General features: G+C 64.3%; 21 protein-coding genes. 6 read left to right on the forward strand and 15 right to left on the reverse strand.

All coding sequences use genetic code 11. The features are described from left to right. Positions 1-59 precede the first annotated feature (59 nt). Positions 60-188, reverse strand: coding sequence for a hypothetical protein (locus AC0L3E_RS22490; protein ID WP_473605641.1), 129 nt, complete (start codon positions 186-188; stop codon positions 60-62). Positions 189-495: 307 nt separating this feature from the next. On the opposite strand from AC0L3E_RS22490, the gene AC0L3E_RS22495 reads away from it, so the two are divergent. Then, complete coding sequence (locus tag AC0L3E_RS22495) at positions 496-1,587, forward strand: LLM class flavin-dependent oxidoreductase (RefSeq protein ID WP_473605642.1); 1,092 nt, start codon at positions 496-498, stop codon at positions 1,585-1,587. A 313-nt stretch (positions 1,588-1,900) separates the two neighbouring features. Here AC0L3E_RS22495 and AC0L3E_RS22500 read toward each other — a convergent pair whose 3' ends face one another. From AC0L3E_RS22500 to AC0L3E_RS22560, 13 genes are all read right to left on the reverse strand, one after another. After that, positions 1,901-2,296 carry a RidA family protein gene (locus AC0L3E_RS22500; RefSeq protein WP_127381544.1) on the reverse strand — a complete coding sequence of 132 codons (396 nt, stop codon included), beginning with the start codon at positions 2,294-2,296 and terminating at the stop codon, positions 1,901-1,903. A gap of 64 nt (positions 2,297-2,360) precedes the next feature. Beyond that, positions 2,361-3,509 (reverse strand): acyl-CoA dehydrogenase family protein, encoded by a 1,149-nt coding sequence (locus tag AC0L3E_RS22505; protein ID WP_473605643.1) that lies wholly within the window; start codon positions 3,507-3,509, stop codon positions 2,361-2,363. Positions 3,510-3,737: 228 nt separating this feature from the next. Further along, positions 3,738-4,550 carry an enoyl-CoA hydratase family protein gene (locus tag AC0L3E_RS22510; protein WP_256745896.1) on the reverse strand — a complete coding sequence of 271 codons (813 nt, stop codon included), beginning with the start codon at positions 4,548-4,550 and terminating at the stop codon, positions 3,738-3,740. After that, on the reverse strand, positions 4,547-5,017 hold the full coding sequence (locus AC0L3E_RS22515) for a MarR family winged helix-turn-helix transcriptional regulator (RefSeq protein WP_127271381.1): 471 nt from the start codon (positions 5,015-5,017) through the stop codon (positions 4,547-4,549). The genes AC0L3E_RS22510 and AC0L3E_RS22515 overlap by 4 nt, the downstream gene beginning before the upstream one ends. Beyond that, positions 5,011-5,784: an SDR family NAD(P)-dependent oxidoreductase gene (locus tag AC0L3E_RS22520; RefSeq protein WP_473605644.1), complete on the reverse strand. Its 774-nt coding sequence runs from the start codon at positions 5,782-5,784 to the stop codon at positions 5,011-5,013. The genes AC0L3E_RS22515 and AC0L3E_RS22520 overlap by 7 nt, the downstream gene beginning before the upstream one ends. Continuing rightward, a complete protein-coding gene (locus tag AC0L3E_RS22525; RefSeq protein WP_473605645.1) occupies positions 5,781-8,075 on the reverse strand; it encodes a bifunctional salicylyl-CoA 5-hydroxylase/oxidoreductase in 2,295 nt (764 codons plus the stop codon). Before AC0L3E_RS22525 ends, AC0L3E_RS22520 begins: the two co-directional genes overlap by 4 nt. A 141-nt stretch (positions 8,076-8,216) precedes the next feature. Next, entirely contained in the window at positions 8,217-8,816 is a 600-nt protein-coding gene (locus AC0L3E_RS22530) for a VOC family protein (RefSeq protein WP_473605646.1), read from the reverse strand. A 78-nt stretch (positions 8,817-8,894) separates the two neighbouring features. Further along, the gene (locus AC0L3E_RS22535; RefSeq protein ID WP_473605647.1) at positions 8,895-9,731 is read right to left on the reverse strand and encodes an ATP-binding cassette domain-containing protein; all 837 of its coding nucleotides are present in this window, start codon (positions 9,729-9,731) and stop codon (positions 8,895-8,897) included. Beyond that, positions 9,724-10,602, reverse strand: a complete 879-nt coding sequence (locus AC0L3E_RS22540; RefSeq protein WP_473605648.1) for an ABC transporter ATP-binding protein — start codon at positions 10,600-10,602, stop codon at positions 9,724-9,726. The genes AC0L3E_RS22535 and AC0L3E_RS22540 overlap by 8 nt, the downstream gene beginning before the upstream one ends. Beyond that, entirely contained in the window at positions 10,599-11,447 is an 849-nt protein-coding gene (locus AC0L3E_RS22545) for an ABC transporter permease (protein ID WP_127269247.1), read from the reverse strand. Before AC0L3E_RS22545 ends, AC0L3E_RS22540 begins: the two co-directional genes overlap by 4 nt. Further along, the gene (locus AC0L3E_RS22550) at positions 11,440-12,447 is read right to left on the reverse strand and encodes an ABC transporter permease (RefSeq protein ID WP_128308724.1); all 1,008 of its coding nucleotides are present in this window, start codon (positions 12,445-12,447) and stop codon (positions 11,440-11,442) included. Before AC0L3E_RS22550 ends, AC0L3E_RS22545 begins: the two co-directional genes overlap by 8 nt. 90 nt (positions 12,448-12,537) lie before the next feature. Beyond that, complete coding sequence (locus AC0L3E_RS22555; RefSeq protein WP_128308723.1) at positions 12,538-14,067, reverse strand: ABC transporter substrate-binding protein; 1,530 nt, start codon at positions 14,065-14,067, stop codon at positions 12,538-12,540. A gap of 111 nt (positions 14,068-14,178) precedes the next feature. Continuing rightward, complete coding sequence (locus tag AC0L3E_RS22560; RefSeq protein ID WP_128308722.1) at positions 14,179-15,753, reverse strand: phytoene desaturase family protein; 1,575 nt, start codon at positions 15,751-15,753, stop codon at positions 14,179-14,181. Positions 15,754-15,872: 119 nt separating this feature from the next. On the opposite strand from AC0L3E_RS22560, the gene AC0L3E_RS22565 reads away from it, so the two are divergent. The 5 genes from AC0L3E_RS22565 (at position 15,873) to AC0L3E_RS22585 (ending at position 22,808) form a co-directional block, all read left to right on the forward strand. Then, positions 15,873-16,664 carry a cyclase family protein gene (locus tag AC0L3E_RS22565; protein WP_128308721.1) on the forward strand — a complete coding sequence of 264 codons (792 nt, stop codon included), beginning with the start codon at positions 15,873-15,875 and terminating at the stop codon, positions 16,662-16,664. A gap of 302 nt (positions 16,665-16,966) precedes the next feature. After that, complete coding sequence (locus AC0L3E_RS22570; RefSeq protein WP_473605649.1) at positions 16,967-18,538, forward strand: phytoene desaturase family protein; 1,572 nt, start codon at positions 16,967-16,969, stop codon at positions 18,536-18,538. Continuing rightward, positions 18,538-19,020, forward strand: coding sequence for a MarR family winged helix-turn-helix transcriptional regulator (locus AC0L3E_RS22575; protein ID WP_127411456.1), 483 nt, complete (start codon positions 18,538-18,540; stop codon positions 19,018-19,020). Before AC0L3E_RS22570 ends, AC0L3E_RS22575 begins: the two co-directional genes overlap by 1 nt. 61 nt (positions 19,021-19,081) lie before the next feature. Further along, entirely contained in the window at positions 19,082-21,235 is a 2,154-nt protein-coding gene (locus AC0L3E_RS22580; protein WP_473605650.1) for a thiamine pyrophosphate-dependent enzyme, read from the forward strand. Continuing rightward, positions 21,228-22,808 (forward strand): indolepyruvate oxidoreductase subunit beta family protein, encoded by a 1,581-nt coding sequence (locus tag AC0L3E_RS22585; protein ID WP_128308180.1) that lies wholly within the window; start codon positions 21,228-21,230, stop codon positions 22,806-22,808. The genes AC0L3E_RS22580 and AC0L3E_RS22585 overlap by 8 nt, the downstream gene beginning before the upstream one ends. A gap of 120 nt (positions 22,809-22,928) precedes the next feature. Here the strand turns inward: AC0L3E_RS22585 and AC0L3E_RS22590 are convergent, their stop codons facing one another. Further along, positions 22,929-23,216 (reverse strand): GCG_CRPN prefix-to-repeats domain-containing protein, encoded by a 288-nt coding sequence (locus tag AC0L3E_RS22590; protein WP_128308179.1) that lies wholly within the window; start codon positions 23,214-23,216, stop codon positions 22,929-22,931. Positions 23,217-23,325 lie beyond the last annotated feature (109 nt).

A 23,325-nucleotide genomic window follows, 5' to 3' on the forward strand; every position in this document is an offset into this window, starting at 1 on the left:
TGTTGTTGATCGGGCGGGTTGCTCCCGCACGGTTTTTTGCCGCCCCGCACCGCAGGGCGTCAATTCATGGCAGCGACCAATGCGGTCATGGTTGGCGACGTTTTTTGTTGCAGATCGCGGATCTGCGCGCGCACGTCATCGAAGGCACGGCGCGTGTTGGATGATGACTGGGGCAGTATGAACGACAAGAACTGAGACTCCCACCCGGAGCACCCACGATGGACTGGCCGGCACGATGGACTGGTCTGCACGATGGACTGGCCGGCAAGCCCGTCCGGCAAGGCAATCGCCATCGACTGTGGAATGCTTATCCAAAGTACGGCGCTTTTCAAGGCGAAAGTTTTAAGCTTAAAAAGCTGCGTTGTCGGTTGCGTGGCGGACACCGTGCGGCCCGCTGGAACCGATACCCGCGAGCGATGGCGACCCGAAGCTATTTCAGGCTTGAAATATCTCGGCGCGGGCCTAGCGTGTGCTCTCTCGCCGGGAGGTCGCGACATGAACAAACCACACCCTTTGCACGGCCCGAACAGATTGAAGCTTGGCGTCTTTTCGACCAATGCCGATGGCGGCCTTGCTATCACAGACGTTCCGGAACGCTGGACGGCGAGCTGGCAGGATAATGTGACGGCGGCTCAGATCGCCGACCGCGCCGGGCTGGAGTTCATGCTGCCGATCGCGCGCTGGCGCGGTTTTGGCGGCCGCAACAAGGTGCGGGAATGGTCGTTCGAGACCTTCACCTGGGCGGCGGCTCTTGCCATGGCCACCGAGCAGATCGGGCTGTTCATGACCGTGCATGTGCCGCTGGTGCATCCGCTCTATGCCGCCAAGGCGCTGGCGACGGTCGACCATATCAGCCAGGGCCGCGCGGGCTTGAACATCGTCTGCGGCTGGAACCCGAAGGAATTCGGCATGTTTGGCACGCCTTTGGTCGAGAAGGGCTACGATCAGGCGGCCGAATGGATCGAAATCCTGGAAAAGCTTTATGCCTCGGCCGAGCCGCTCGACTATGAGGGCACCTATTACCGCCTCAAGGAAGCCGTCAGCCGGCCGGCCAGTCTGCAGGTTCCGCGCCCGGTGACCATGAACGCCGCCTTCGGTGGGCCGGGCCGCGATTTCGCCGCCGCCCGATGCGACTATCTGTTCACGACCTTTTCCGAAATGGGCGATGCCGGCAAGCATGTCGCCGATATCCGCGAACGGGCCGACAAGGCAGGCCGCGACGTAGGCGTCTACACGGTTGCGCATGTCGTCTGCCGCCCGACGATGGAAGAGGCGCAGGCCTATTATAACAGCTATGCGGTCGATATGGCCGACCACGATGCGGTCGATGCTCACATGGCCGGCAAGAAGGAATTCTCGCAGTCGCACGACCCGCACGCCTATGACCGCTACCGGCAACGCTTCGCCGGCGGCGCCGGCACCTACCCGCTGATCGGAACGCCGGAAACGATCGCTGCCGACATGGCCGCCATCGCCGGGCATGGCTACCAGGGCATCGCGCTGTCCTTCGTCAACTACACCAGGGAGTTGCCCTATTTCTGCGATCACGTGCTGCCGATTTTGAGACAGGCGGGCCTTCGCGCATAGTAGCTTTGCTCCGGGAAGCGGCTGCCTGTTGGCGGTCAGGGATTTCATCATCAGTTTAGGTAGAGCATTCGGAATTTGCCGAAGCCTCCCCAACTTCGTCATCCACGGGCGGAGCAGGAGCGAAGCTCCGTCGCGGAGACCCGAGGATCCATGCCGCGACATCGGCCAGCAAGTGCGACGGAGCAGAACCATGCATTGCTGCAACGCTTTGAGGTCCCGGCATGGATCCTCGGGTCTGCGCCGCGTCGCTTCGCTCCTTGCTCCGCCCGTGGATGACGAAGCGAGGGGCGTTTACTCCGGACGAACGAACTCCCTATTCCGGGATGACGGCAGTCGCCTGAATCTCCACCTTGGCGCGATCCTCGACCAGCGCCATCACCTGCATGGCGGCCATCGCCGGAAAATGCCGGCCGATGACCTCGCGATAGGCCTCGCCGATGCCCCTGAGGTTGGCCAAATACTCGGCCTTGTCGGTGAAATACCAAGTCATCGAGGTGATGTGCTGCGGCCCGGCACCGGCTTCCGCCAGCACCGCGACGATGTTCTGAAGCGTTTGCCGCACCTGGCCGACAAAATCGTCGGTCTCGAACTGGCATTGCCCGTTCCAGCCGACCTGTCCGCCGACGAAGACGAGCTGCCCGCGTGCCGCGACGCCATTGGCGTAGCCGACAGGTTTTGCCCAGCCTTCGGGCTGCAGAATCCTGTGCATTCAAAACCTCCCGGTATTCCAAAACCCAATTTTCAAAATCGAACGCTCGTCAAAATCTCTGCCGTCAGGCCGCGCCCATCACCTGCCGCGCGATCACCACTTTCTGCACGTCGGAGGCACCCTCGTAGATGCGCAGCGCGCGGATCTCGCGATACAGGCTTTCGACGATATGGCCCTTGCGGACACCGTCGCCGCCATGCAGTTGCACAGCCTTGTCGATCACCTCTTGCGCCTTGTCGGTGGCAAACAGCTTGGCCATCGCCGCCTCGCGGGTAACCCGCGCGGCACCCATGTCCTTGGTCCACGCGGCGCGGTAGACCAGCAGGGCTGCCGCGTCGACATCGAGCGCCATATCGGCGATATGACCCTGCACCATCTGCAGCTCGGCCATCGGCGCGCCGAACAGTTTGCGCTCGGCCACCCGTTTGATGCTTTCATCCAGCGCGCGGCGGGCAAAGCCGAGTGCCGCCGCCCCGACGGTCGAGCGGAACACGTCGAGCACCGACATGGCGATACGGAAGCCGTCGCCGGGCTTGCCGATCCGCGCGGCGACGGGCAGGCGGACCTGATCGAAAGACAGGCGCGCCAGCGGATGCGGCGCGATCACTTCCAGCCGTTCGGCGATGCCAAGGCCCCTGGCGTCGCCAGGCACGAGGAAGGCGGAAAGCCCCTTGGCGCCCGGCGCCTCGCCGGTGCGGGCAAAGACGACATAGAGGTCGGCGATGCCGCCATTGGAGATCCAGGTCTTTTCACCCGACAGAACGTAATTGTCGCCGTCGCGGGTCGCCGTCATCTCCGTGTTGGCGACATCCGATCCCGAGCGCGGTTCCGACAGGGCGAAGGCGGATATCGCCTTTCCGGCACGTGTCTTCGCAAGCCATTGCTGCTGCTCCGGCGTGCCGAACAGGCTGAGCGCGCCGGTGCCAAGCCCCTGCATGGCGAAGGCGAAATCGGCCAACCCGTCATGGCGCGCCAGCGTCTCGCGCGTGATGCACAGGGTGCGGACGTCGAGGGGGCCAGGATTGTCGGGGTCGATCGCCGTCGGCTTCAGCCAGCCGTCCCGGCCCAACTGCGCCACCAGTTCGCGGCAAGCGGCATCGACATCATGGTGATCGACCGGCAGGTTTTTTGAGCACCATGCGTCGAGGCGCTCGGCCCACTCGCGATGGCTGTCTTCGAAGAAGGGCCAGTTGAGGAAGGAGCGGTCAGGCATGGGTGCCTCCGCAATTGAGGCGTTGCGCTCTACGGCGCCCCCCTCTGTCCTGCCGGACATCTCCCCCTCTAGGGGGGAGATTGGCAGCTTCGCCGCCACGGCTCATCCTGCCACGCTGGTGGTTGGCGAAAACCGACGCAACATCCAATCTCCCCCCTAGAGGGGGAGATGTCCGGCAGGACAGAGGGGGGCGCTGTCCCGCCAACATCTCCACGGAATGCATCATCCTCAATCCCCCTCGAACACCGGCTTTTCCTTGGCCACGAACGCCTTGTAGGCGCGCTCGAAGTCGCGGGTCTGCATGCAGATCGCTTGTGCCTGGGCTTCCGCCTCGATCGCCTGGTCGAGACCCATCGACCATTCCTGGTTGAGCTGCGTCTTGGTGATGCCGTGCGCAAAGGTCGGGCCGGAGACGATGCGCGCCGCCATGTCGAGCGCGTCGGCCTCCAGCAAGGCGGCATCGACCAGCCGGTTATAAAACCCCCAGCGTTCGCCTTCATCAGCCATCATGGTGCGGCCGGTGTAGAGCAGTTCGGCGGCGCGGCCCTGGCCGATGATGCGCGGCAGGATCGCGCAGGCGCCCATGTCGCAGCCGGCGAGGCCGACGCGGGTGAACAGGAATGCGGTCTTGGCTTCCGGCGTGGCGATGCGGATATCGGAGCTCATCGCAATGATGGCGCCGGCGCCGACCGCGACACCGTCGACCGCAGCAATGATCGGCTTGCCGCAATTCAGCATCGCCTTGACGAAATCGCCGGTCATGCGGGTGAAGGCCAAGAGCTCCTTCATGTCCATCTTGACCAGCGGGCCGATAATGTCGTGGACATCGCCGCCGGAGCAGAAATTGCCGCCATTGGAGAGGAACACCACGGCGTCGACATCGTCGGCATAGACGAGGTCGCGGAACGTGTCGCGCAGCTCGGCATAGCTGTCGAAGGTCAGCGGGTTCTTGCGCTCCGGCCGGTCGAGCCGGACCTTGGCGATCCTGCCCTCGACCTCCCACAGGAAATGCTTCGGCTTGCGCCCGGCCATTGCGGTCATTCGCGTCCCTCCCAGTTGCTGCGAAACGAGGTCAGCATGCCGGTCAGCCGGCGCGCGTCGTCCTCGCTGACCTTGCCCAGCAATTCACCGATCCAGCCTTCATGCGCCGCGGCGATTGTGGCGAAGGCCTGCGTGCCTTCCTCGGTCAGCCGCACCATCGACGTGCGGCGGTCGCCATTGCGCCTCGCGCGGGCGACAAGTCCTTCCGAAACCAGCCGGTCGACGATGCCCGTGACATTGCCGTTGGAGACCAGCAGGAAGCGCGACAGGTCGCTCATCAGCATGCCTTCCGGCATCCTATAGAGTGCTGCCATCACGTCGAAGCGCGGCAGCGTCGTGTTGAACTCCTTCTTCAGCCGCTCGCGCAGCTCGGCCTCGATCGTGCGCGAGGCTCGCAGCAGCCTGATCCACAGCCGCAAGCGGTCCTTGCCGGGTCCCGACGGCGCGGGCAGGGGGCCGGCTACCATGTTTCGCCTCCTGAGATGGAAATCGCCTGTCCGGTTATCGATTGGGCGGCGTCGCCGCACAGCCACAGCACGGCGGCGGCGACCTCATCCGGCTGGATGAAGCGGCCTTGCGGGTTGTTCGAGGCGAGGCTTGACCGCGCTTGCTCGACCGAGCGGCCGGTCTTCTCGATGATGCGCTGGATGGACTTTTCCAGCATTTCGGTTTCCACAAAGCCTGGGCACACCGCGTTGACGGTGACGCCCGATTTCGCCGTCTCAGCGGCAAGAGCTCGCATCAGGCCGACGACGCCATGCTTGGCGGCGACGTAAGACGCGACGTAGGCGTAGCCTTTCAGGCCGGCGGTCGAGGCGATGAAAACAATTCGTCCTGTTTTCCGCACGACCATGCCGGCCAGCGCCGGCTTCACCGTCAGGAAGGCGCCGGTCAGATTGACGTCGAGCGTTCGCTGCCAGTCGCTGAGCGCGGTTTTGTGCGCCGGGGCGCTGCCGGCCATGCCGGCATTGGCGACGACGATGTCGAAGGGTCCGCGCGCGGATTGCGCCCTCTGGTAGAGCGCCGCCATTGCCGCCTCGTCGGTGACATCGGCGGCGATGCCGAAGATGCGGTCGTTCTCGCCGGCCACTTTGGCGAGTTCCGCTTCCCGGCGGCCGCAGATGGTGACGTCGATGCCGGCAGCAGCCAGCGCCAGTGCGATGGCCCGCCCGACGCCGGAGCCGCCGCCTGTGACCAGCGCATGCTTGCCAGGGATCGTCGCGGCGGCCGTCATACTTTCAGCCCCGCTGCGGCGTCGCGCTCGGCCAGACGGTAGAGCTGGTCGCGCCCGGGCAGATAGGGATCCGGCCATTTGACACCACGGTCGCCGAGCGTGACGGCGGCATGCAGTGTCCAGTAGGGATCGGCGAGATGCGGCCGTGCCAGTGCGACGAGGTCGGCGCGGCCGGCCATCAGGATCGAATTGACATGGTCCGGCTCGTAGATGTTACCGACCGCCATCGTCGCCATGCCGACTTCGTTGCGGATGCGGTCGGAAAACGGCGTCTGGAACATGCGGCCATAGACAGGCTTGGCCAGTGCCGAGGTCTGGCCTGCCGAGACGTCGCAGATGTCGACGCCGGCCTCGTGCAGCAGCCGTGCGATCTCCACCGCGTCGGCCGGTGTGACGCCCTCGATGCCGACCCAGTCATTGGCCGAAATGCGCATCGAGATCGGCTTCTCCGCCCGCCAGGCAGCGCGCACCGCGCGGAAGATTTCGAGGGGATAGCGCATCCGATTATCCAGCGAACCGCCATATTCATCCGTGCGCCGGTTGGTGACCGGCGTGATGAAGGACGACAAGAGATAGCCATGCGCGGCGTGGATCTCGAGCATGTCGAAGCCGCAACGATCGGCCATCTCGGCCGAAGCCACGAATTCGTCGCGCACGCGGTCCATGTCGGCGCGATCCATCGCCTTCGGCACCTGATTCTGCGGCGACCACGCCACGGCTGAGGCCGCCATCACCGGCCAGTTGTCTGAGACCAGCGGCACGTCGGTGCCCTCCCAGCCGAGCCGGGTCGAACCTTTGGCGCCGGAATGGCCGATCTGGGCGCAGATCTTGGCTTCGGTTTCGGTATGGACGAAGTCGACCAGCCGCTTCCACGCCACCTCATGTTCGGGCGCATAGAAACCGGGACAACCAGGCGTGATGCGGCCTTCCGGGCTGACGCAGGTCATCTCGATATAGATGAGGCCGGCGCCGCCCTTGGCCCGCTCGGCATAATGGATGAAATGCCAGTCGGTCGGGCAACCGTCGACGGCCTTGTACTGCGCCATCGGCGAGACGACGACGCGGTTCTGCAGCCTCATGTCGCGCAGCTTGAACGGCGCGAACATCGGCGCGCGGCGCAGGCTGTTGCCGCCGGCGCCTGCCTGGCGCTGGAACCATTCCTCCGCGCTTTCAAGCCATTCGGCATCGCGCAGCCGCAAATTCTCATGGCTGATGCGCTGCGAGCGGGTCAAAAGCGAATAGTTGAACTGCACCGGATCGAGGCCGAGATAGCGCTCGACCTCCTCGAACCATTCGAGCGAATTGCGCGCCGCCGATTGCAGCTTCAGCACCTCGGTGCGGCGGGCATCCTCATATCTACGGAAGGCGGCGTCGAGGTCCGGCTCGGTTTCGACATACTCGGCCAGAGCCACGGCACTTTCCAGGGCCAGCTTGGTGCCGGAGCCGATCGAGAAATGCGCTGAGGCCGCCGCATCGCCCATCAGCGCCAGATTCTTGTAGGACCAGCGCTCGCACAGCACGCGCGGGAAATTGATCCAGGCCGAACCTCGGATATGGTTGGCATTCGTCATCAAGGCGTGGCCGCCGAGATGTTTTTCGAAGATGCGCTCACAGACAGCGATCGATTCCTGCTGCGACATCGCGCCGAAGCCGAAAGCAGCCCAGGTCTGTTCGCTGCATTCGACGATGAAGGTCGCGGTGTCGCTGTCGAACTGGTAGGCGTGCGCCCAAACCCAGCCATGCTCGGTCTTCTCGAAGATGAAGGTGAAGGCGTCGTCGAATTTCTGGTTGGTGCCGAGCCAGACGAACTTGCATTTGCGGGTGTCGATGTCGGGCTTGAAGATGTCGACGAAAGCGTTGCGCGCCCTGGAGTTCAGGCCGTCGGCCGCGACGACCAGATCATGCGTCTCCATGTAAGGTTTTGGATCGGCGATGTCGGTCTCGAACATCAGCTTGACGCCGAGTTCGCGCGCCCGGCGCTGCAGCAGGACCAGCAGCCGCTTGCGGCCGATGCCGCAGAAACCGTGACCTGACGAGACCGTGCGCACGCCGTCATGGATGACGGCGATGTCGTCCCAATAGGCAAAGTGCTTCTTGATCCAGACGGCGCTGACCGGGTCGTTTTTCGACAGATTATCGAGCGTCTCGGCCGACAGCACGACGCCCCAGCCGAACGTGTCGTCGGCGCGGTTGCGCTCGAACACCGTCACATCGTGCGCGGCGTCACGGATCTTCATCGAAATGGCAAAGTAGAGGCCGGCTGGTCCGCCGCCGAGAACCGCAACCTTCATGTCTGCGATCTCCTCTTCGCTTGCTGGAGTTCAGTATCGCGCCGGCGACACGATATTTCAAGCTTAAAGTTTTATATCAAAACGATTGTCCTGACATGGCGAAAGCGCGCCTGCGTGTCATCGCGCAAGCGCGCTGCTGGATCACTTTTCCGGGTTCTTCGGGCTCCACAGCACCGTCTCGGCGCCCTTCTCATAGGCCATGCCATCGGGATAGCTGATCGCTTCCAGTTGCAGCCCCCACGGCGCCTGGAAATAGAGGATGGTCTGGCCGGCGGCCGGCCCTTCCTTGACCGGCAGCGGCCCCATCCGCGTCTTGACGCCCTTGCCTTCGAGATAGGCTTTGGCGGCAGCGACGTCGTTGACATAGAAGGCGATGTGGAAGCCGCCAATGTCGCTGTTCTTCGGCGTCAGGTTCTTCTGGTCGGGCGCGGTGTATTTGAACAGCTCGATGTTCGATCCATAGCCGCAGCGGACCATGGTGACCTCTTCGATCACCGCCTTCGGATCGACGCCAAGGAGATCCTGCATGAAGGTGCCCTTGTCGTCGGCGAACGGACCGAACGACATCGCCTTCTTGCAGCCGACCACTTCGGTGAAGAAGTCGACCGCTTGCTTCATATCGGGAACGGTGATGCCGGTGTGGTCGTGGCCGCGCATGCCCGGGATCGAATCCGCCGAGGCAATGCCGGCGCTGCCGAGCATCCCGGCGGCCAGCGTTGCAATTGCAATTGTCGTCTTCATGTCAGTCCTCTCCATTTGGCGGGACTTGGGTCTTTGTGGTCGCACGTTCGAGGCCCGCTCTTCGGCGTGCGTATGCATTCATGTCGGCGCCTTGGCGGCGGAAGGAATGTCCAGCCAGCTCGCATCGATCTCGGGCAGCGGAATGGCCGCGATGAGATCGCGCGTGTAGGCCTGCTGCGGCTTGTCGAACAAGGCGTCGGTGGCGCTCGCTTCGACGATCATGCCTTCGCGCATGACGATCACTTGCCGGCACAGCCGCCGAATGACAGACAGATCGTGGCTGATGAAAGCGACGGTCAGCCCCATTTCCGCCGCCAGCTTCTCCAGCAGGGTCAGGATCTGCGCCTGGGTCGACACATCCAGCCCGGAGACGATCTCGTCGGCCAGCACGAATTTCGGCGACAGCGCCAGCGCCCGCGCAATGCCGACGCGCTGGCGCTGGCCGCCCGACAGTTCGTGCCGATAGCGGCTGGCGAAACTTTGCGGCAGGCCGACACGCTGCAGCGCCTCGGCGACTCGCGCCTTCAGATTGTCGCCAAGGCCGTTCTGTTTCAGCGGCGCGGCAATAATGCTGGAAATGGTGCGGCGCGGGTTGAGCGACGACATCGGATCTTGAAAAATCATCTGCAGATTGCGGCGCAGAGGCCTGAGCTCCGCTTCCGGCAGATGGGTGATGTCGCGGCCGTCGAAAGTGATGCTGCCTGCGCTGGGTTCCAGCAGGCGCACCAAAGCGCGGCCGAGCGTCGACTTGCCGGAACCGGATTCGCCGACGATGCCGGTCACCGAGCCCCTGGGCAGGTCGAAATCCAGGCCCTTCAGGATTTCGACCAATGGCGCGCGGCCGATCAGTGGCTTGCGCGTCATGTCGGGCAGCGCGACCTTCAGCCCGCGCACGGAGAACAACGGTTCAACCATGCGACCGCCTCCAGGCCTGGTCTGCGGCAGCGATCTCTGAAGCAAGCCCTGCGAGGACTTCGTCGTCCACCGGCTTCAGCGAGGCGAAAGGATCGGTGTAGCGTGGCGTCGCCGCCATCAGCGCTCGCGTGTAGGGATGCTGCGGTGCTGCGAAGAGGGCAGCCGTGTCGGCCTCCTCCACCACCTTGCCGGCATAAAGCACCGAGACTCTCTGGCTGATCTTGGCGACGACGCCGAGATCATGGGTGACGAACAGGATCGCCGTGCCATGCTCGCGCTGCAACTGCACGATCAGCCGCAGGATCTGTTTTTGCACGGTCACATCAAGCGCCGTGGTCGGCTCGTCGGCGACGATCAGCCTTGGCTCCGCGGCGAAGGCCGCAGCGATCAGCACGCGCTGGCGCATGCCGCCGGACAGTTCGTGCGGATAGCTTTTCAGCACGCGGTCGGGATCGCGGATTTGCACCTCGTCCAGCAATTGCCGGATGCGGGTATCGGCCTTCTCGCCACTCCAGCCGAGGATGCGCACCAGCCGGTCGGTCATCTGCGAGCCGATGCGCCGCGACGGGTTGAGCGCGGTCAGCGGGTCCTGCGGGATCAGCGCCGTGCGCGCCCCGATCAGCGTGCGTCGTGCCTTGGGTTGCAATTTGCCGAGGTCTTCACCCTCGAGCAGCATGTCGCCTTCGACAATGCGCACGCTCGACGGCAGCACACCGAGCACCGCCTTGCCGATCATCGTCTTGCCGGCGCCGCTTTCGCCGACCAGCGCGCGCACTTCGCCGGGCTGAACGGCAAGCGACACCGAGCGCAATACGCGCTGGCCGTTGGGCAGCACCGCGCTCAACCCCCTGATGTCGAGGCAGGCGCTCATCGCAGCACCGGATCGAAACGCGTCTTCAGCGCCTCGCCGAACTGACTGAACGACAGCACGGTCAGGATCAGCGTGATCAGCGGGAACACCAGCACCCACCAGGCCTGATGGATCGACAGCCGGCCCTCGGCGATGATGCCTCCCCAGGTCGGATCGTCGGTCGAGATCGACAGATTGACGAAGGACAGGATCGCCTCGACGATAACGGCGATGCCCATTTCCAGCGACAGCAATGCGACGATCGACGGCACCACATTGGGCAGCACTTCGCGCAGCATGATGCCGATGCGGCCGTAGCCGGCAATGCGGGCATTCTCGACATAGTCCATGCGCGACTGACCCATTGTCTCGGCACGGATCACCCGGCAGAAACGCGTCCAGTCGATGATGGCGATGGCCAGGATGACGGAACTCAAGCCCGTGCCGAGCACCGCCACCAGCAATATGGCGAACAGCACCGGCGGAAAGGCCATCCAGACATCGACGACGCGCGAGATGATGCGGTCGGCCCAACCGCCGAAATAGCCTGCGATCAGGCCTAGCGTCGAGCCGACCAGGCACGCAGCGACGGCTGCGGAAAAGGCGACGATGAAGGCGATGCGGCCGCCAAAGATCAGCCTCGACAACAGATCGCGGCCGAGGCTGTCGGTGCCGAGCCAATAGCCGGGTTCGGCTCCATTCATCCAGAATGGCGGCAACCGCTCCAGCATCAGATCCTGCGCCAGCGGATCCTGCGGCGCGACCAGCGGCGCGAAGATTGCCGCCAGAAGCGCCAGCAGCAGCCAGCCGCCGGCCAGCCACAGGCGTGGCGACACACCTCGTCTTCGAGCACGGCCCTCATCCATGGCGCAGCCTCGGATTGAGCAGCGCATACATCATGTCGACGCTGAGGTTGATCAGCACGAACAGCAGCGCGAAGACCAGCACGATGCCTTGAATCAAAGGCAGGTCGCGGTTGATGACCGCGTCGATCGCCATATTGCCGAGGCCCTCATAGGAAAACAGCCGTTCGACGATGACGGTGCCGCCGATCAGGAAGGTGAACTGCACGCCGACCAGTGTCAGTGTCGGCAAAGCGGCATTCTTCAAGGCCTCGCGCAGGATGACCTGCGTTTCCGAAAAACCCTTCACCCGTGCCAGCACGACGTAGTCGAGGTCGAGCACTTCCTTCAGCGACTGTTTCAGCAGCTGCGAGATGATTGCTGCCAGCGGCAGTGCCAGCGCCACGGCCGGCATCAGCATGTGCTTCAGCAGATCCCAGGTCAGGTCGAGGCGCAGGCGCAACAGGCTCTCGAACAGATAGAACTGGGTGACGAAGGGCAGGTCCAGTTGCGGCGACACCCGGCCGGAAATGTCGAAGATCGGCACCAGCACGCCGAACAGCAGGATCAGCACCAGGCCCCACAGGAAATCGGGAATGGAAAGCGCCGCGCCGCTGGCGATGTCGATGCCGGCCTCGACCGCCGTGCCGCGTTCGCGCGCGCCGATGATCGCCGTCGTGCCGCCGATCGCCACCGCCATGATGAGCGCGACGATAGCGAGTTCCAGCGTCGCCGGCAGCCGGTTGAAGACCAGCCCGAGCACATCCTGCCGCAGCGAGATCGAGGTGCCGAAATCGCCCTGGGCGACACCAGACAGCCAGATGAAGAATTGTTGCACGATGGTCTTGTCGAGCCCATAGAGCGCGCGCAGCCGGGCGATGTCGGCATCCGTCGCGCCGGGCGGCAGCATCATGGCGATCGGATCGCCGGGCGCGACGCGGATCACGACAAAGACGACGACGGCCACGCCGAACAGCGTGATCAGCATCGTCAGCAGACGGATCAGGAATCTTTGCAGGAGCATGTAAATCTTTGCAGGAGCCCGTGGGCTCGTATGCCCGATGGAAAATGCGCGCCGTCATTGATGACGGCGCGCGGCAATTCCAGGCCGATATCAGGCCGGGGTCATCAGGGCCGGCAGCAGCGCGCCGGACACATGCTGCACCACATTGACGCCCTTGGCATGCACGATCGGCTGCGCATACTGGATCAGCGGCAGCACATAGGCCTGCTCGGCGATGTATTTGTCGACAGCCTTCCAGCCGGCGATGCGCTTGGCCTCGTCCTTTTCGCCCCACAGCGGGTTGATCATGTCGATCAAATCCTGGCTGTCCCACACCGAATGCGGGCTCGGGCCGTACATGGCAAAGCCGGTCGAGGTGGTCGGATCGCCGATGGCATTGCCCCAATTGTAGAAGGCGGCCGGCGCAAGCTTGTCGGCGGCGCGCAGTTCGTAGTGCTTGGCGATCTCGTAGACTTCGATCGTCGCCTCGATGCCGACCTTGCGCCACATGCCGACGATCGCCTGGATCATCTCATAGTCCTTGGGCTTGAAGCCCTTGGTCGTCTGGATGGTGAACTTGACCGGCTTTTCCGGCGAATAGCCGGAAGCGGCGAGCAATTCCTTGGCCTTTTCCGGATTGTGCTCGACCTTGATCGACGCGTCGTAGGATGCGTATTCCGGCGTTTCCAGCGTATCGATCGGCTGGCCGTAGCCGCGTAGCAGGCGATCGACCAGCAGCTTCTTGTCGACGGCCATCACGGCGGCCTGGCGGACGTTCTTGTCCAGCATCGCCTCGATGTCGTTGAAGAAGATCATGCCGATGTCGGAAACGTTCTTGCACGAGCCGGCAAGCCCGTCCTTGACGATCAGCCGGTCATACTCCTCATAGGGAATTTCGAGCGTCACCTGCGAGGAGCCGGATTCGATCTCGGCGACGCGGCTTGCCGCGTCGGCGACGAACTTGATCGTCACATTCTCGAAGGCCGGCTTGCCGCCCCAGTAGTTCGGGTTTGCCTTGAGCCGCAGGAAGGCGTTGCGCTCGAATTTTTCGACCATGTAGGGGCCGGTGCCGATCGGCGCCTTCTCGAAACCTTCGGTGCCGACCTTCTCGTAATAGGCCTTCGGCATGATGTAGCCGGTCAGGAACGACATCCATTTGAAATAGACAGGGTCGAACTGCACGACGTCGCCCGTGATTTTGTTGCCGTCGATCTTGAAGTTGTTGACGTTCTTCCAGACGAACTGGATCGGATTGCCGGTCTTTTCGTCGCCTGCCCGCTGCAGCGACCAGACGACGTCCTCGGCAGTGAACGGCGAGCCGTCATGCCAGGTCACGCCCTCGCGCACCGTCATCATTATCTTGGTGCGGTCGTCGTTCCAGCCCCATTCGGTGAGCAGGCCCGGCGCGAAGGAAAGGTCGGGCTTCTGTGGGATGAACTGGTCGAACACCGACTGGTACAGCCCCTGGATGGTCGGGTTGACGGCCGAGGGGCCGGTGGTTGGATCCCAGGATGGCAAGTTGACGTTGTAGGCGATGGTCAGTTCGCCGGCAGCCGCCCTAGCGATCGACGGCAGGCCGACGGCGGCCACCCCGAGTGCCGCGGCGCTGTATCCCAGCAATTCACGTCTGTTGATTGTCATGGTCGTTCCCCTTGTTGGTTTTGTTTCTGCGCGCGGCGTCTTAGTTCATTGGTTCAGGCTTCTTGGGCAGCAGCGCCTTGCCCCTTGTAGCCTCAAGGAAATCCTCGGCTCCTACCTCCCGCCAAGCTGTTGTGCGAGCATGAAGCCCGACGCCGCACCGGTGCCGGCGCCCGGCCATGTCGCGGCTCCAGTGAGGTGCAGATGCGCCACCGGCGTGTTCCAGCCGGCATAGCCGCGGGCCGGGCGGAACAGGAAGTTCTGCGCCAGATGATGGCTGCCGCAGACCTGGTCTCCGCCGACGAGGTTGGGGTTCTCGCGCTCCAGATCGATGGGCGAGAAGACGGCACGGCCGAGGATCTTGTTGCGCAGGCCGGGAGCATAGGTCTCGATGATGTCGAGGACACGCTCGGCGTAGGCTTCCTTCACCTTGTCCCAATGGTCCGGCGCGATCTTGCCGGCGGCATCGCCCAGGATTTCGGCGGGCAGCATGCGCACCTGCACCCACAGCACATGCTTTCCCTCAGGCGCCCGCGATGGGTCGATCGCCGTCGGCTGGCCGACCACCAGCACCGGCCCGTCCGGCAGCATGCCCGCCATCGCCTGCTGATAGGTACGCGACATGGCGTCGAGCGAGGGCGACAGATGCACATAGGCGAACTGCCGAAGCTCCGTTCCGGCGCGCCAGTCGGGCAGATCGTCGAGTGCCAGATGGATCATCATCGTGCCCGGCGCATGGCGGAACTTTTGCATCGCCGTGTCGAAGCCGGCGTCGCCCGAACCATTGGGCAGCAGCTTGCCAGTCAGCGCCTTGGGCGCAACGCCGGCAATGACTGCCCTTGTGGCGGTATGGGTCTCACCGGAAGCAAGCCGCACGCCGGTCGCCCTGCCGGCGGAAACCGTGATCTCGGCCACTTCGGCGCCGGTGACGATCTTGCCTCCAGCAGATGTGACCATGCCCGACAGCGCCTTAATGATGGTGTCGGCGCCGCCTTTGCCCAGCACCATGCCGAAACTCTGGTTGGCCATCGATTCCAGATAGGGGAAGACGGCACCGCCGGCGATGTCGGGCGCGAAGTCGAGATGCATGCCCCAGGTGGCGAGCGTTGCCCTGATATGCGGCGACTCGAAATTCTCCTCCAGCCAGGCGCGGGGCGAGGACAGCAGCAGCCGGCCCGTATCGAGCGCGCCGGCAATGCCCTTCTTGCGCCACAGGTTCCACGCCGTGCCGGCAAGCGCGCGGGCACTCATCGGCGAACCCAGCAGCCGGAACAGATGCTCGGCTTCCGCCGGGAAGGCGGCGACCAGCCTGCGCCATGTCTGGGCATCAGCAGCGGAGAAGGCGGCGATGCGCGCGGCGGTCTTTTCCAGATCGTTGCTGACGCCGAACCAGCGTCCGTCGGGGAATGCGCTGGCGAAACAGTCGGCGACCGGGGCGAACTCCAGCCCCCGCGCTTTCAATTCATTTGCATATTTCCGGTGGAAGGCCGAGCCGGCGAAGAGGCTCAGATTCATCGCACCGAAATCGTGGCGAAAGCCAGGGAGGGTGAATTCGCGCGTCTGGACGGCGCCGCCGATTGTTGCACTGCCCTCGAAAATCCCGGTTTTCCAGCCTTTGAGCGCCAAATGCGCGGCGCATGCCAGACTGTTGTGGCCGGCCCCGACAAAGATGGCGTCGAACTCGCTCACGCCCCGTCCCCATTTCCTTTATGCTTAAAGATAATTGCAGATGCATATGTTTTCGTCTAGTAGGATATTAAGGGCCGAGACGAGCCTTGATCATCACACGAAAGAGGGAACTTCAGACCATGGACACCCAAAAACTCCTCGGCGAAGTCGCCAGCCAGCTTCTTTCAGGCGCCATCAAGGTGGTCGACCTGTCGGCGCCGCTCGGGCCGGATACGCCGTTGATCAAGCTGCCGCCGGAACTCGCCGTCGACACGCCGAAGGTCGAGATCCACAATATCTCCCGTTACGACAAGAACGGTCCGTGGTGGGCCTGGAACTGGCTGAAGCTCGGCGAGCATTCCGGCACGCATTTCGACGCGCCGCAGCACTGGATCTCCGGCAAGGATTATCCGGACGGCGCTACCGACACCATTCCGGCGCAGAATTTCGTCGGCCCGGTCAATGTCATCGACTGTTCGAAGGAAGCCGCCGCCGACCCCGATTTCCTGCTCACCGTCGACCACATCAAGGCCTGGGAAGCCGAGCATGGCGCGATCAATGCCGGCGAATGGGTGGTGATGCGCACCGACTGGTACAAGCGCAACGGTTCGGAAGCCGAGTTCCTCAACGCCAACGAGACCGGCCCGCACACGCCGGGGCCGACGGCCGAAGCCATCCAGTTCCTGATCAGCAAGGACATCAAGGGCTGGGGCTCGGAGACGATCGGCACGGACGCCGGCAAAGCCGGCGGCATGGAGCCGCCATTCCCGGCGCACACGCTGATGCACAAGGCCAACCGCTACGGTCTCGCCAGCCTCTGCAACCTCGACCAGCTGCCGCCGAAGGGCGCCATCCTGATCGCGGCGCCGCTCAAGATCGAGCACGGCACCGGCAGCCCGATCCGCGCGCTGGCACTGGTGTCGAAGCAATAGGGTGAGGTGGGTCTTCGGGAGAAGATCATGCGCGAAGGTGAAGTTCTGGTGACAGCAAGGGGGCGATCATCCTGTGGCGCCGGCGTTTTACGGCGCCCCCCTCTGTCCTGCCGGACATCTCCCCCTCTAGGGGGGAGATTGGCAGCCTCGGCGCCCCATTCATTCCTGCAGCGTTACAAATTGGCGAAAGCCGTGATGACGGCCGATCTCCCCCCTAGAGGGGGAGATGTCCGGCAGGACAGAGGGGGGGGCCGTAGAGGGCTAACCTCGCGAGCCGACCCGCTGCCCACAGGAAATCCCCAATGAACGCCCCCGATCACATCATCGTCGGCAGCGGCATCAATGCGCTGGTCTGCGCGGCGATGCTTGGCGGCAAAGGGGCGCGTGTGCTCGTCCTGGAGCGCAACGACCGCATTGGCGGTTGCATGCGCACCGAGGAGATCACCGCGCCCGGCTTCATCCATGATGTGATGGCGACGACCTTCGTGCTGTTCATCACTTCTCCGGCCTTTGCCGCATTGGGCGCCGACCTTGCGCGGCACGGGCTGGAATTCTGCCACACCGGCACGCCGACCGGCGTGCTGCGGCCGGACGGCAGCCATGCCGTGCTGCGCACCGACCGCGCTGCCAACGTCGCCGCCCTCAATGCGATCGCGGCAGGCGACGGCGACCGGCACGCGGACGATGTCGGCGGCATCGAGCGCAATGCCGGCCTGCTGTTCGGCCTGCTCGGCGGCAGCCTGTGGTCCTATCTGACCGCCAGGCTGCTGGCCGGCGATGCCTGGCGCCGTGGTCCGCGTGGCCTTGCCGCCTTTCTCGGCGAGGCACTGGTGCCGGCGCGTGGCTGGCTGGAAAGCACCTACCAGTCCGAAACCATTCGTGCGCTGTGGGCGCCCTGGGTGCTGCATGCCGGGCTCGGCCCCGAAGACGCCTTTTCCGGCCAGATCGCCAAGGTGATCGCCTTCGCGCTTGAGGCGGCGGGCGCGCCGATCGTCAAGGGCGGGGCAAAAAACCTGCTGGCGGCCTTCGAGGCCCTGATCCGGGAACGCGGCGGCGACATCCGCACCGACGCCGATGTCGCTTCGATTGTCCAGAGTGGTGGTCGCGCAACCGGCGTGCGACTGGCATCGGGCGAAACGATCACGGCCAACAAGAGCGTCATCTGCTCGGTCACACCGACGCAACTCTATGGTCGGCTGCTCGGCAGCGAGGCTCCCAAAGCCGATGTCGAGGCGACGCAGAAATATCGCTACGGCAAAGGCAATTTCCAGATCCACTACGCCTTGGACAAACCGCCCGCATGGCGCGGCGAAGGCCTGGACAAGGTCGCGCTGCTGCATTTGACGCCGGGGCTGGATGGCGTCTCGAAAGCCTGCAACGAAGCGGCGCGCGGCATGCTACCGGAGGTGCCGACCATCTGTGTCGGCCAGCCGCATGCGCTCGATCCGTCGCGCTGTCCGGAGGGCAAGGCCATCCTGTGGCTGCAACTGCCCGAAGCTCCCCGCCACATCAAGGGCGATGCCGCCGGCATGCTGCAGGCGCCGGCTGACGGGCAATGGACCGACGCTTTGCGGGAAGCCTATGCCGACCGCGCAGAAACGATCCTTGCCAGCCATATCGAGGGCTTCAAGGACAGCGTCATCGCGCGCCGCGCCTATTCGCCGGCCGATCTCGAGGCGATGAACATCAATCTGGTGGGTGGTGATCCCTATGGCGGTTCCTCGACCATCGACCAGTCCTTCCTGTGGCGGCCGTTCAAGAGCAGCCGCAACCATCAGACCGGCATCAAGAACCTCTACCACATAGGCGCCTCGACCCATCCGGGTGCGGGTCTCGGCGGCGGTTCCGGCTTTCTCCTGGCGGGGAGGCTGTGATGGAAGAGAAGGTCGCGGAAAAGCGCCAGCGCATTTCGACCCTGGGGCAGATCGGCCTGCAGCAATTCGCGCCCTATCTGATGAACCGCATCATGGGCCGCTACAATGCCACCTTGCGCGACGATTTCCGCAAGCAGGGCCTGACCATTCCGCAGGTGCGCACGCTGGCCGTGCTGTCGGTCACCGACGGCATCACCGTCAACGACCTCTCGGTCTATACGGTGATCGAGCAGTCGACCTTGAGCCGGACGCTCGACTCACTGGAGGGCCAGGGCCTTGTGCGGCGCGAGCAGGGCGTCACCGACAGCCGCATCCGCCATGTGTTCCTGACCGATGAGGGCCGCGCCGAATTCGCGCGCGCCTGGCCGGCCATGCATGACGCCTTCGAGGCGATGTTCGACGATATCGATGACGCCGAATATTCCGCACTCATCACCACGCTTTTGAAGATGCTGAAGAACATTCGCAAGCACGACATCTAAACCTACGCGCCGCCAATGCCGGGCGATAACGGCCTCAGGCGGTAACGGAAGGATTGAAAAAATGGCCGAACGGTCTTTTGCCAAGGAAGTCGAAAAGCTTCGGCTCGGCGCCGGCGAGGAATTTGCCGGCGAAGGCATCCTCGCCATCACCAAGGCGCTGCTGCAATGCGGCGTCGGCTATGTCGGCGGCTATCAGGGCGCGCCGATCAGTCACCTGATGGACGTGCTGGCGGACGCGCAGGACATTCTGGGCGAACTCGGCGTGCATTTCGAGGCCAGTGCCTCGGAAGCCACCGCCACCGCCATGCTGGCCGCCTCGGTGCATTATCCGATCCGTGGTGCGGCCACCTTCAAGTCGACCGTCGGCACCAATGTCGCCTCCGACGCGTTGGCCAATCTGGCTTCCGGCGGCGTCACCGGCGGTGCGCTGATCATTGTCGGCGAGGATTATGGCGAAGGCTCCTCGATCATGCAGGAGCGCAGCCATGCCTTCGCCATGAAGAGCCAAGTCTGGCTGCTCGATCCGCGACCCAACCTGCCATCGATCGTCAAGGCGGTGGAGGATGGTTTCGAGCTGTCGGAGATTTCCAACACGCCGGTCATGCTGCAGGTTCGCATCCGCTGCTGCCATGTCCACGGCCATTTCATCGCCAAGGACAACAAGCGGCCGCCGATGACGGTCGCCGATGCACTTGACGCCCCGCGCCGCGACACCGGCCGCATCGTGCTGCCGCCCGCTTCCTTCCTGCATGAGAAGGAGAAGGTGCAGAAGCGCTGGCCGGCGGCGGTGGACTTCATCGCCAAGAACAAGATCAACGAGTTCTTCGGCTCGGATCATGGTTCGGTCGGCATCGTCATGCAGGGCGGCATGTACAACTCGGTCATCCGCGCGCTGCAGCGGCTCGGCCTTGCCGACATCTATGGCGACACCGACGTGCCCCTCTATGTGCTCAATGCCGTCTATCCCTTGATCGATGACGAGTTCCTGTCGTTCTGCGAGGGCAAGCAGTCGGTGCTGGTCGTCGAGGAAGGCCAGCCCAACTACATCGAACAGGCTTTCGCTTCGATGCTGCACAAGGCCGGCCGCGGCACCAGGCTGGTCGGCAAGGAGCATCTGCCGATGGCCGGCGAATACACCGGCCAGGTCATGCTCGACGGCATCGGCGCCTTCCTGCGCGCCGAGGCGCCGCATCTGCTGCCTGGCGAAGTGCGCGCCCCCAACAAGGTCGGCGACGGCGTCGATGCCGCCGACCTGATCAATGTCGTCCCGGGCCGTCCGCCGGGTTTCTGCATCGGCTGCCCGGAGCGGCCGATCTTTGCCGCGACAAAACTGGTCGAGCAGGAACTCGGCAAGCACCACATCGCCTCCGACATCGGCTGCCATCTGTTCTCGATCATGCCGCCTTTCGAGCTCGGCGCCACCACCATGGGCTATGGCCTGGGGCCGGCTTCCGCCTCGGCGTTCAATTCGCCTAATGCCAAGCGCCGCTCGATCTCCTTCGTCGGCGACGGCGGCTTCTGGCACAACGGCCTGACCTCCTCGATCGGCAATGCGGTGTTCAACAAGAACGACGGCGTCATCGTCATCGTCGACAATTTTTACTCGGCCGCGACCGGCGGCCAGGACATCCTCTCGTCCCGCGCGGGCAACAAGACCAAGTCGACGAAACATCCGATCACCGAGGCGGTGAAAGGCATGGGCGTCAAATGGCTGCGCCATGTCGACCGCACCTATGACGTCACCAAGATGCAGGACACACTGCGCGAGGCGCTGACGACAGACGAGAAGGGGCCGAAGGTCATCGTCGCCTCGTCCGAATGCATGCTCAACCGGCAGCGCCGCGAAAAGCCGCTGGTCGACAAGGCGATCAAGGGCGGGACCCGTGTCGTGAAACCGAAATTCGGTGTCGATGAGGATATCTGCACGGGCGACCATGCCTGCATGCGGCTGTCCGGCTGTCCCTCGCTGTCGGTCAAGTCAACAGACGATCCGCTGCGCGACGATCCGGTCGCGCATATCGACCAGAGCTGCGTCGGCTGCGGCAATTGCGGCGAGGTCGCCGATGCGGCGGTGCTCTGCCCATCCTTCTACCGCGCCGACGTCGTCCACAATCCGAGCCGCTGGGACCGTTTCCTGGAAGCCGCGCGCCGCGCCACCATCAGCCTGTTGCAGCGACGCCGCGAAAGCCGGCGGCTGACCTTCGCCGATGCTTGACGCCGTCCCCCCACTTCGCGCCCGCGCCGGCGCTCAGGATAGCGAGCGTGTCATCAAGCTCGCCGTGCTGGCGGTCGGCGGCCAGGGCGGTGGCGTGCTCGCCGACTGGATCACCGATGTCGCCGAGCGCAACGGCTATGTTGCGCAATCGACCTCGGTCGCCGGCGTCGCCCAGCGTACCGGCGCCACCATCTATTATGTCGAGATGGCCCGCGACACCGGCCGGCTGCCGGTCTTCGCGCTGTCGCCGTCGCAGGGCGATGTCGACATCCTGATCGCCGCTGAGCTGATGGAAGCCGGCCGCGCCATCATTCGCGGCTTCGTCACGCCCGAGCGGACCACGCTGATCGCCTCCTCGCACCGCATTGCCGCCGTGTCGGAAAAAATCGAACCGGGCGATGGCCGCGCCTCGTCGTCCAAGGTGCACGCGACGGCGGAAGCCGCATCGAAACGCTTCATCGCTTTCGACATGGAGAAGATCGCCGCCGACAATGGTTCGATGATCTCGGCCAGCCTGCTTGGCGCGCTGGCGGGGTCCGACGCGCTGCCCTTCACGCGCGAGAGCTACGAACAGGCGATCGGTGCCGGCGGCCGGGGCGTCAAGGCCAGCCTCGCCGCCTTCGGTGCCGCGTTTGATCGTGCGCGCGGCACGGCAGCACCGGCGCCGAAGCCGGCCGAGCCAGCGATAGTCGAATCTGCCTTGGGCACAGGACAGGTGAGTGGCCCGCAAAACCTGCTGCAGGGCTGGCAGGCCTTGGCTGCCCGCATCGACCTGTTGCCGGTGGCCGTGCGCGACATGGCACTTCGGGGTCTGAGAAAGGTCGTCGACTATCAGGACATCGCCTATGGGCGCGAGTATCTCGACCGGTTGGACAAGGCCGTCGCGCTGGACGGGCCGCTTCAGGGCTATGGCTTGTCCATCGCCGCCGCCAAGCATCTGGCCAACGCGCTGTGCTACGACGACATGATCCGCGTCGCCGATCTCAAGACGCGCTCGACGCGCGGCAAACGTGTGCGCCGCGAGGTCGGCGTCAAGGACGGCTCGATCCTGCAGGTGACCGAATATTTCCACCCGCGCATCGAGGAGTTCTGCGGCACGCTGCCGGCGGGACTGGGAAGCTATATCGAAAGCCGCCCGAAGCTCGCCGCCTTTCTCGATCGCCGCATCAATCATGGCCGCCGCATCCGCACCGACAGTTTTGCCGGCTTTGCCGCTTTGTGGTTCATCGGCGGCCTGCGCCGCTGGCGCCGCAGTCTGCTGCGCCACAAGGTCGAGGTCGCGCATCTCGATCGCTGGTACGCGCTGGCTCTCGACCATGTGCCCCAGGATTACGCACTGGCCGTCGAGATCCTCAACTGCCGCCGGCTGATCAAGGGCTACAGCGACACCCATGTCCGGGCACAGTCGAAATTCGACCGCGTGCTGTCGGCGCTCGACCTGGTCAAGGGCCGGACGGACGCCGCCGACTGGATCCGCCGCCTGCGCGAGATGGCGCTGAAGGATGAGAAGGGCGACATGCTCGACGGCGCGCTGAAGACGGTGGCGACGCTGGGGCCGGACCCAATCGGCTGAGATATCTAGCGGGCGTCCACGGATTGGAGCGGCGCTAACCTTAACTCCGGGCTGGCTGACAGGATTGCCCGTGCGCCGGCGCTGACGCGGGGCCAGGTGCCTGGCCCCGCCGTGCTTCGATCAGTTATGGTGCCAGCGGCGCCAGTGATGGTGCGGGTGCCAGCCATAGACCGGAGCGTGCCAGTAATGGTAGTGCGGGCGCACGATGACGACGCCGTTCGGCACGCAACGGCCCCATCGGTTCGGGTGCCAGCCGATGCCGCACCCCCAGCGGACATGCTCGACCAATGCCGGGGCGGCCGGATGGGTTACAGACATGACGGGCATTGCGTTGGACGCGGTGGCGGTCACGACAGTTCCACTGACCGCCAGGATAGCGGCTGCTGCATAGTTTTTCAGGCGACTCATAATTGGGCTCCGAGTGCATTCGAGTTTGAAGATGGCCGCCCGGCACAATGCGATCGGGCAGGCTTGTCCCTTCTCTTCGTTAAACGGCGTCTCCCGCCTTTTCCGTCGG

Source organism: Mesorhizobium sp. WSM4822 (genome assembly GCF_055811155.1).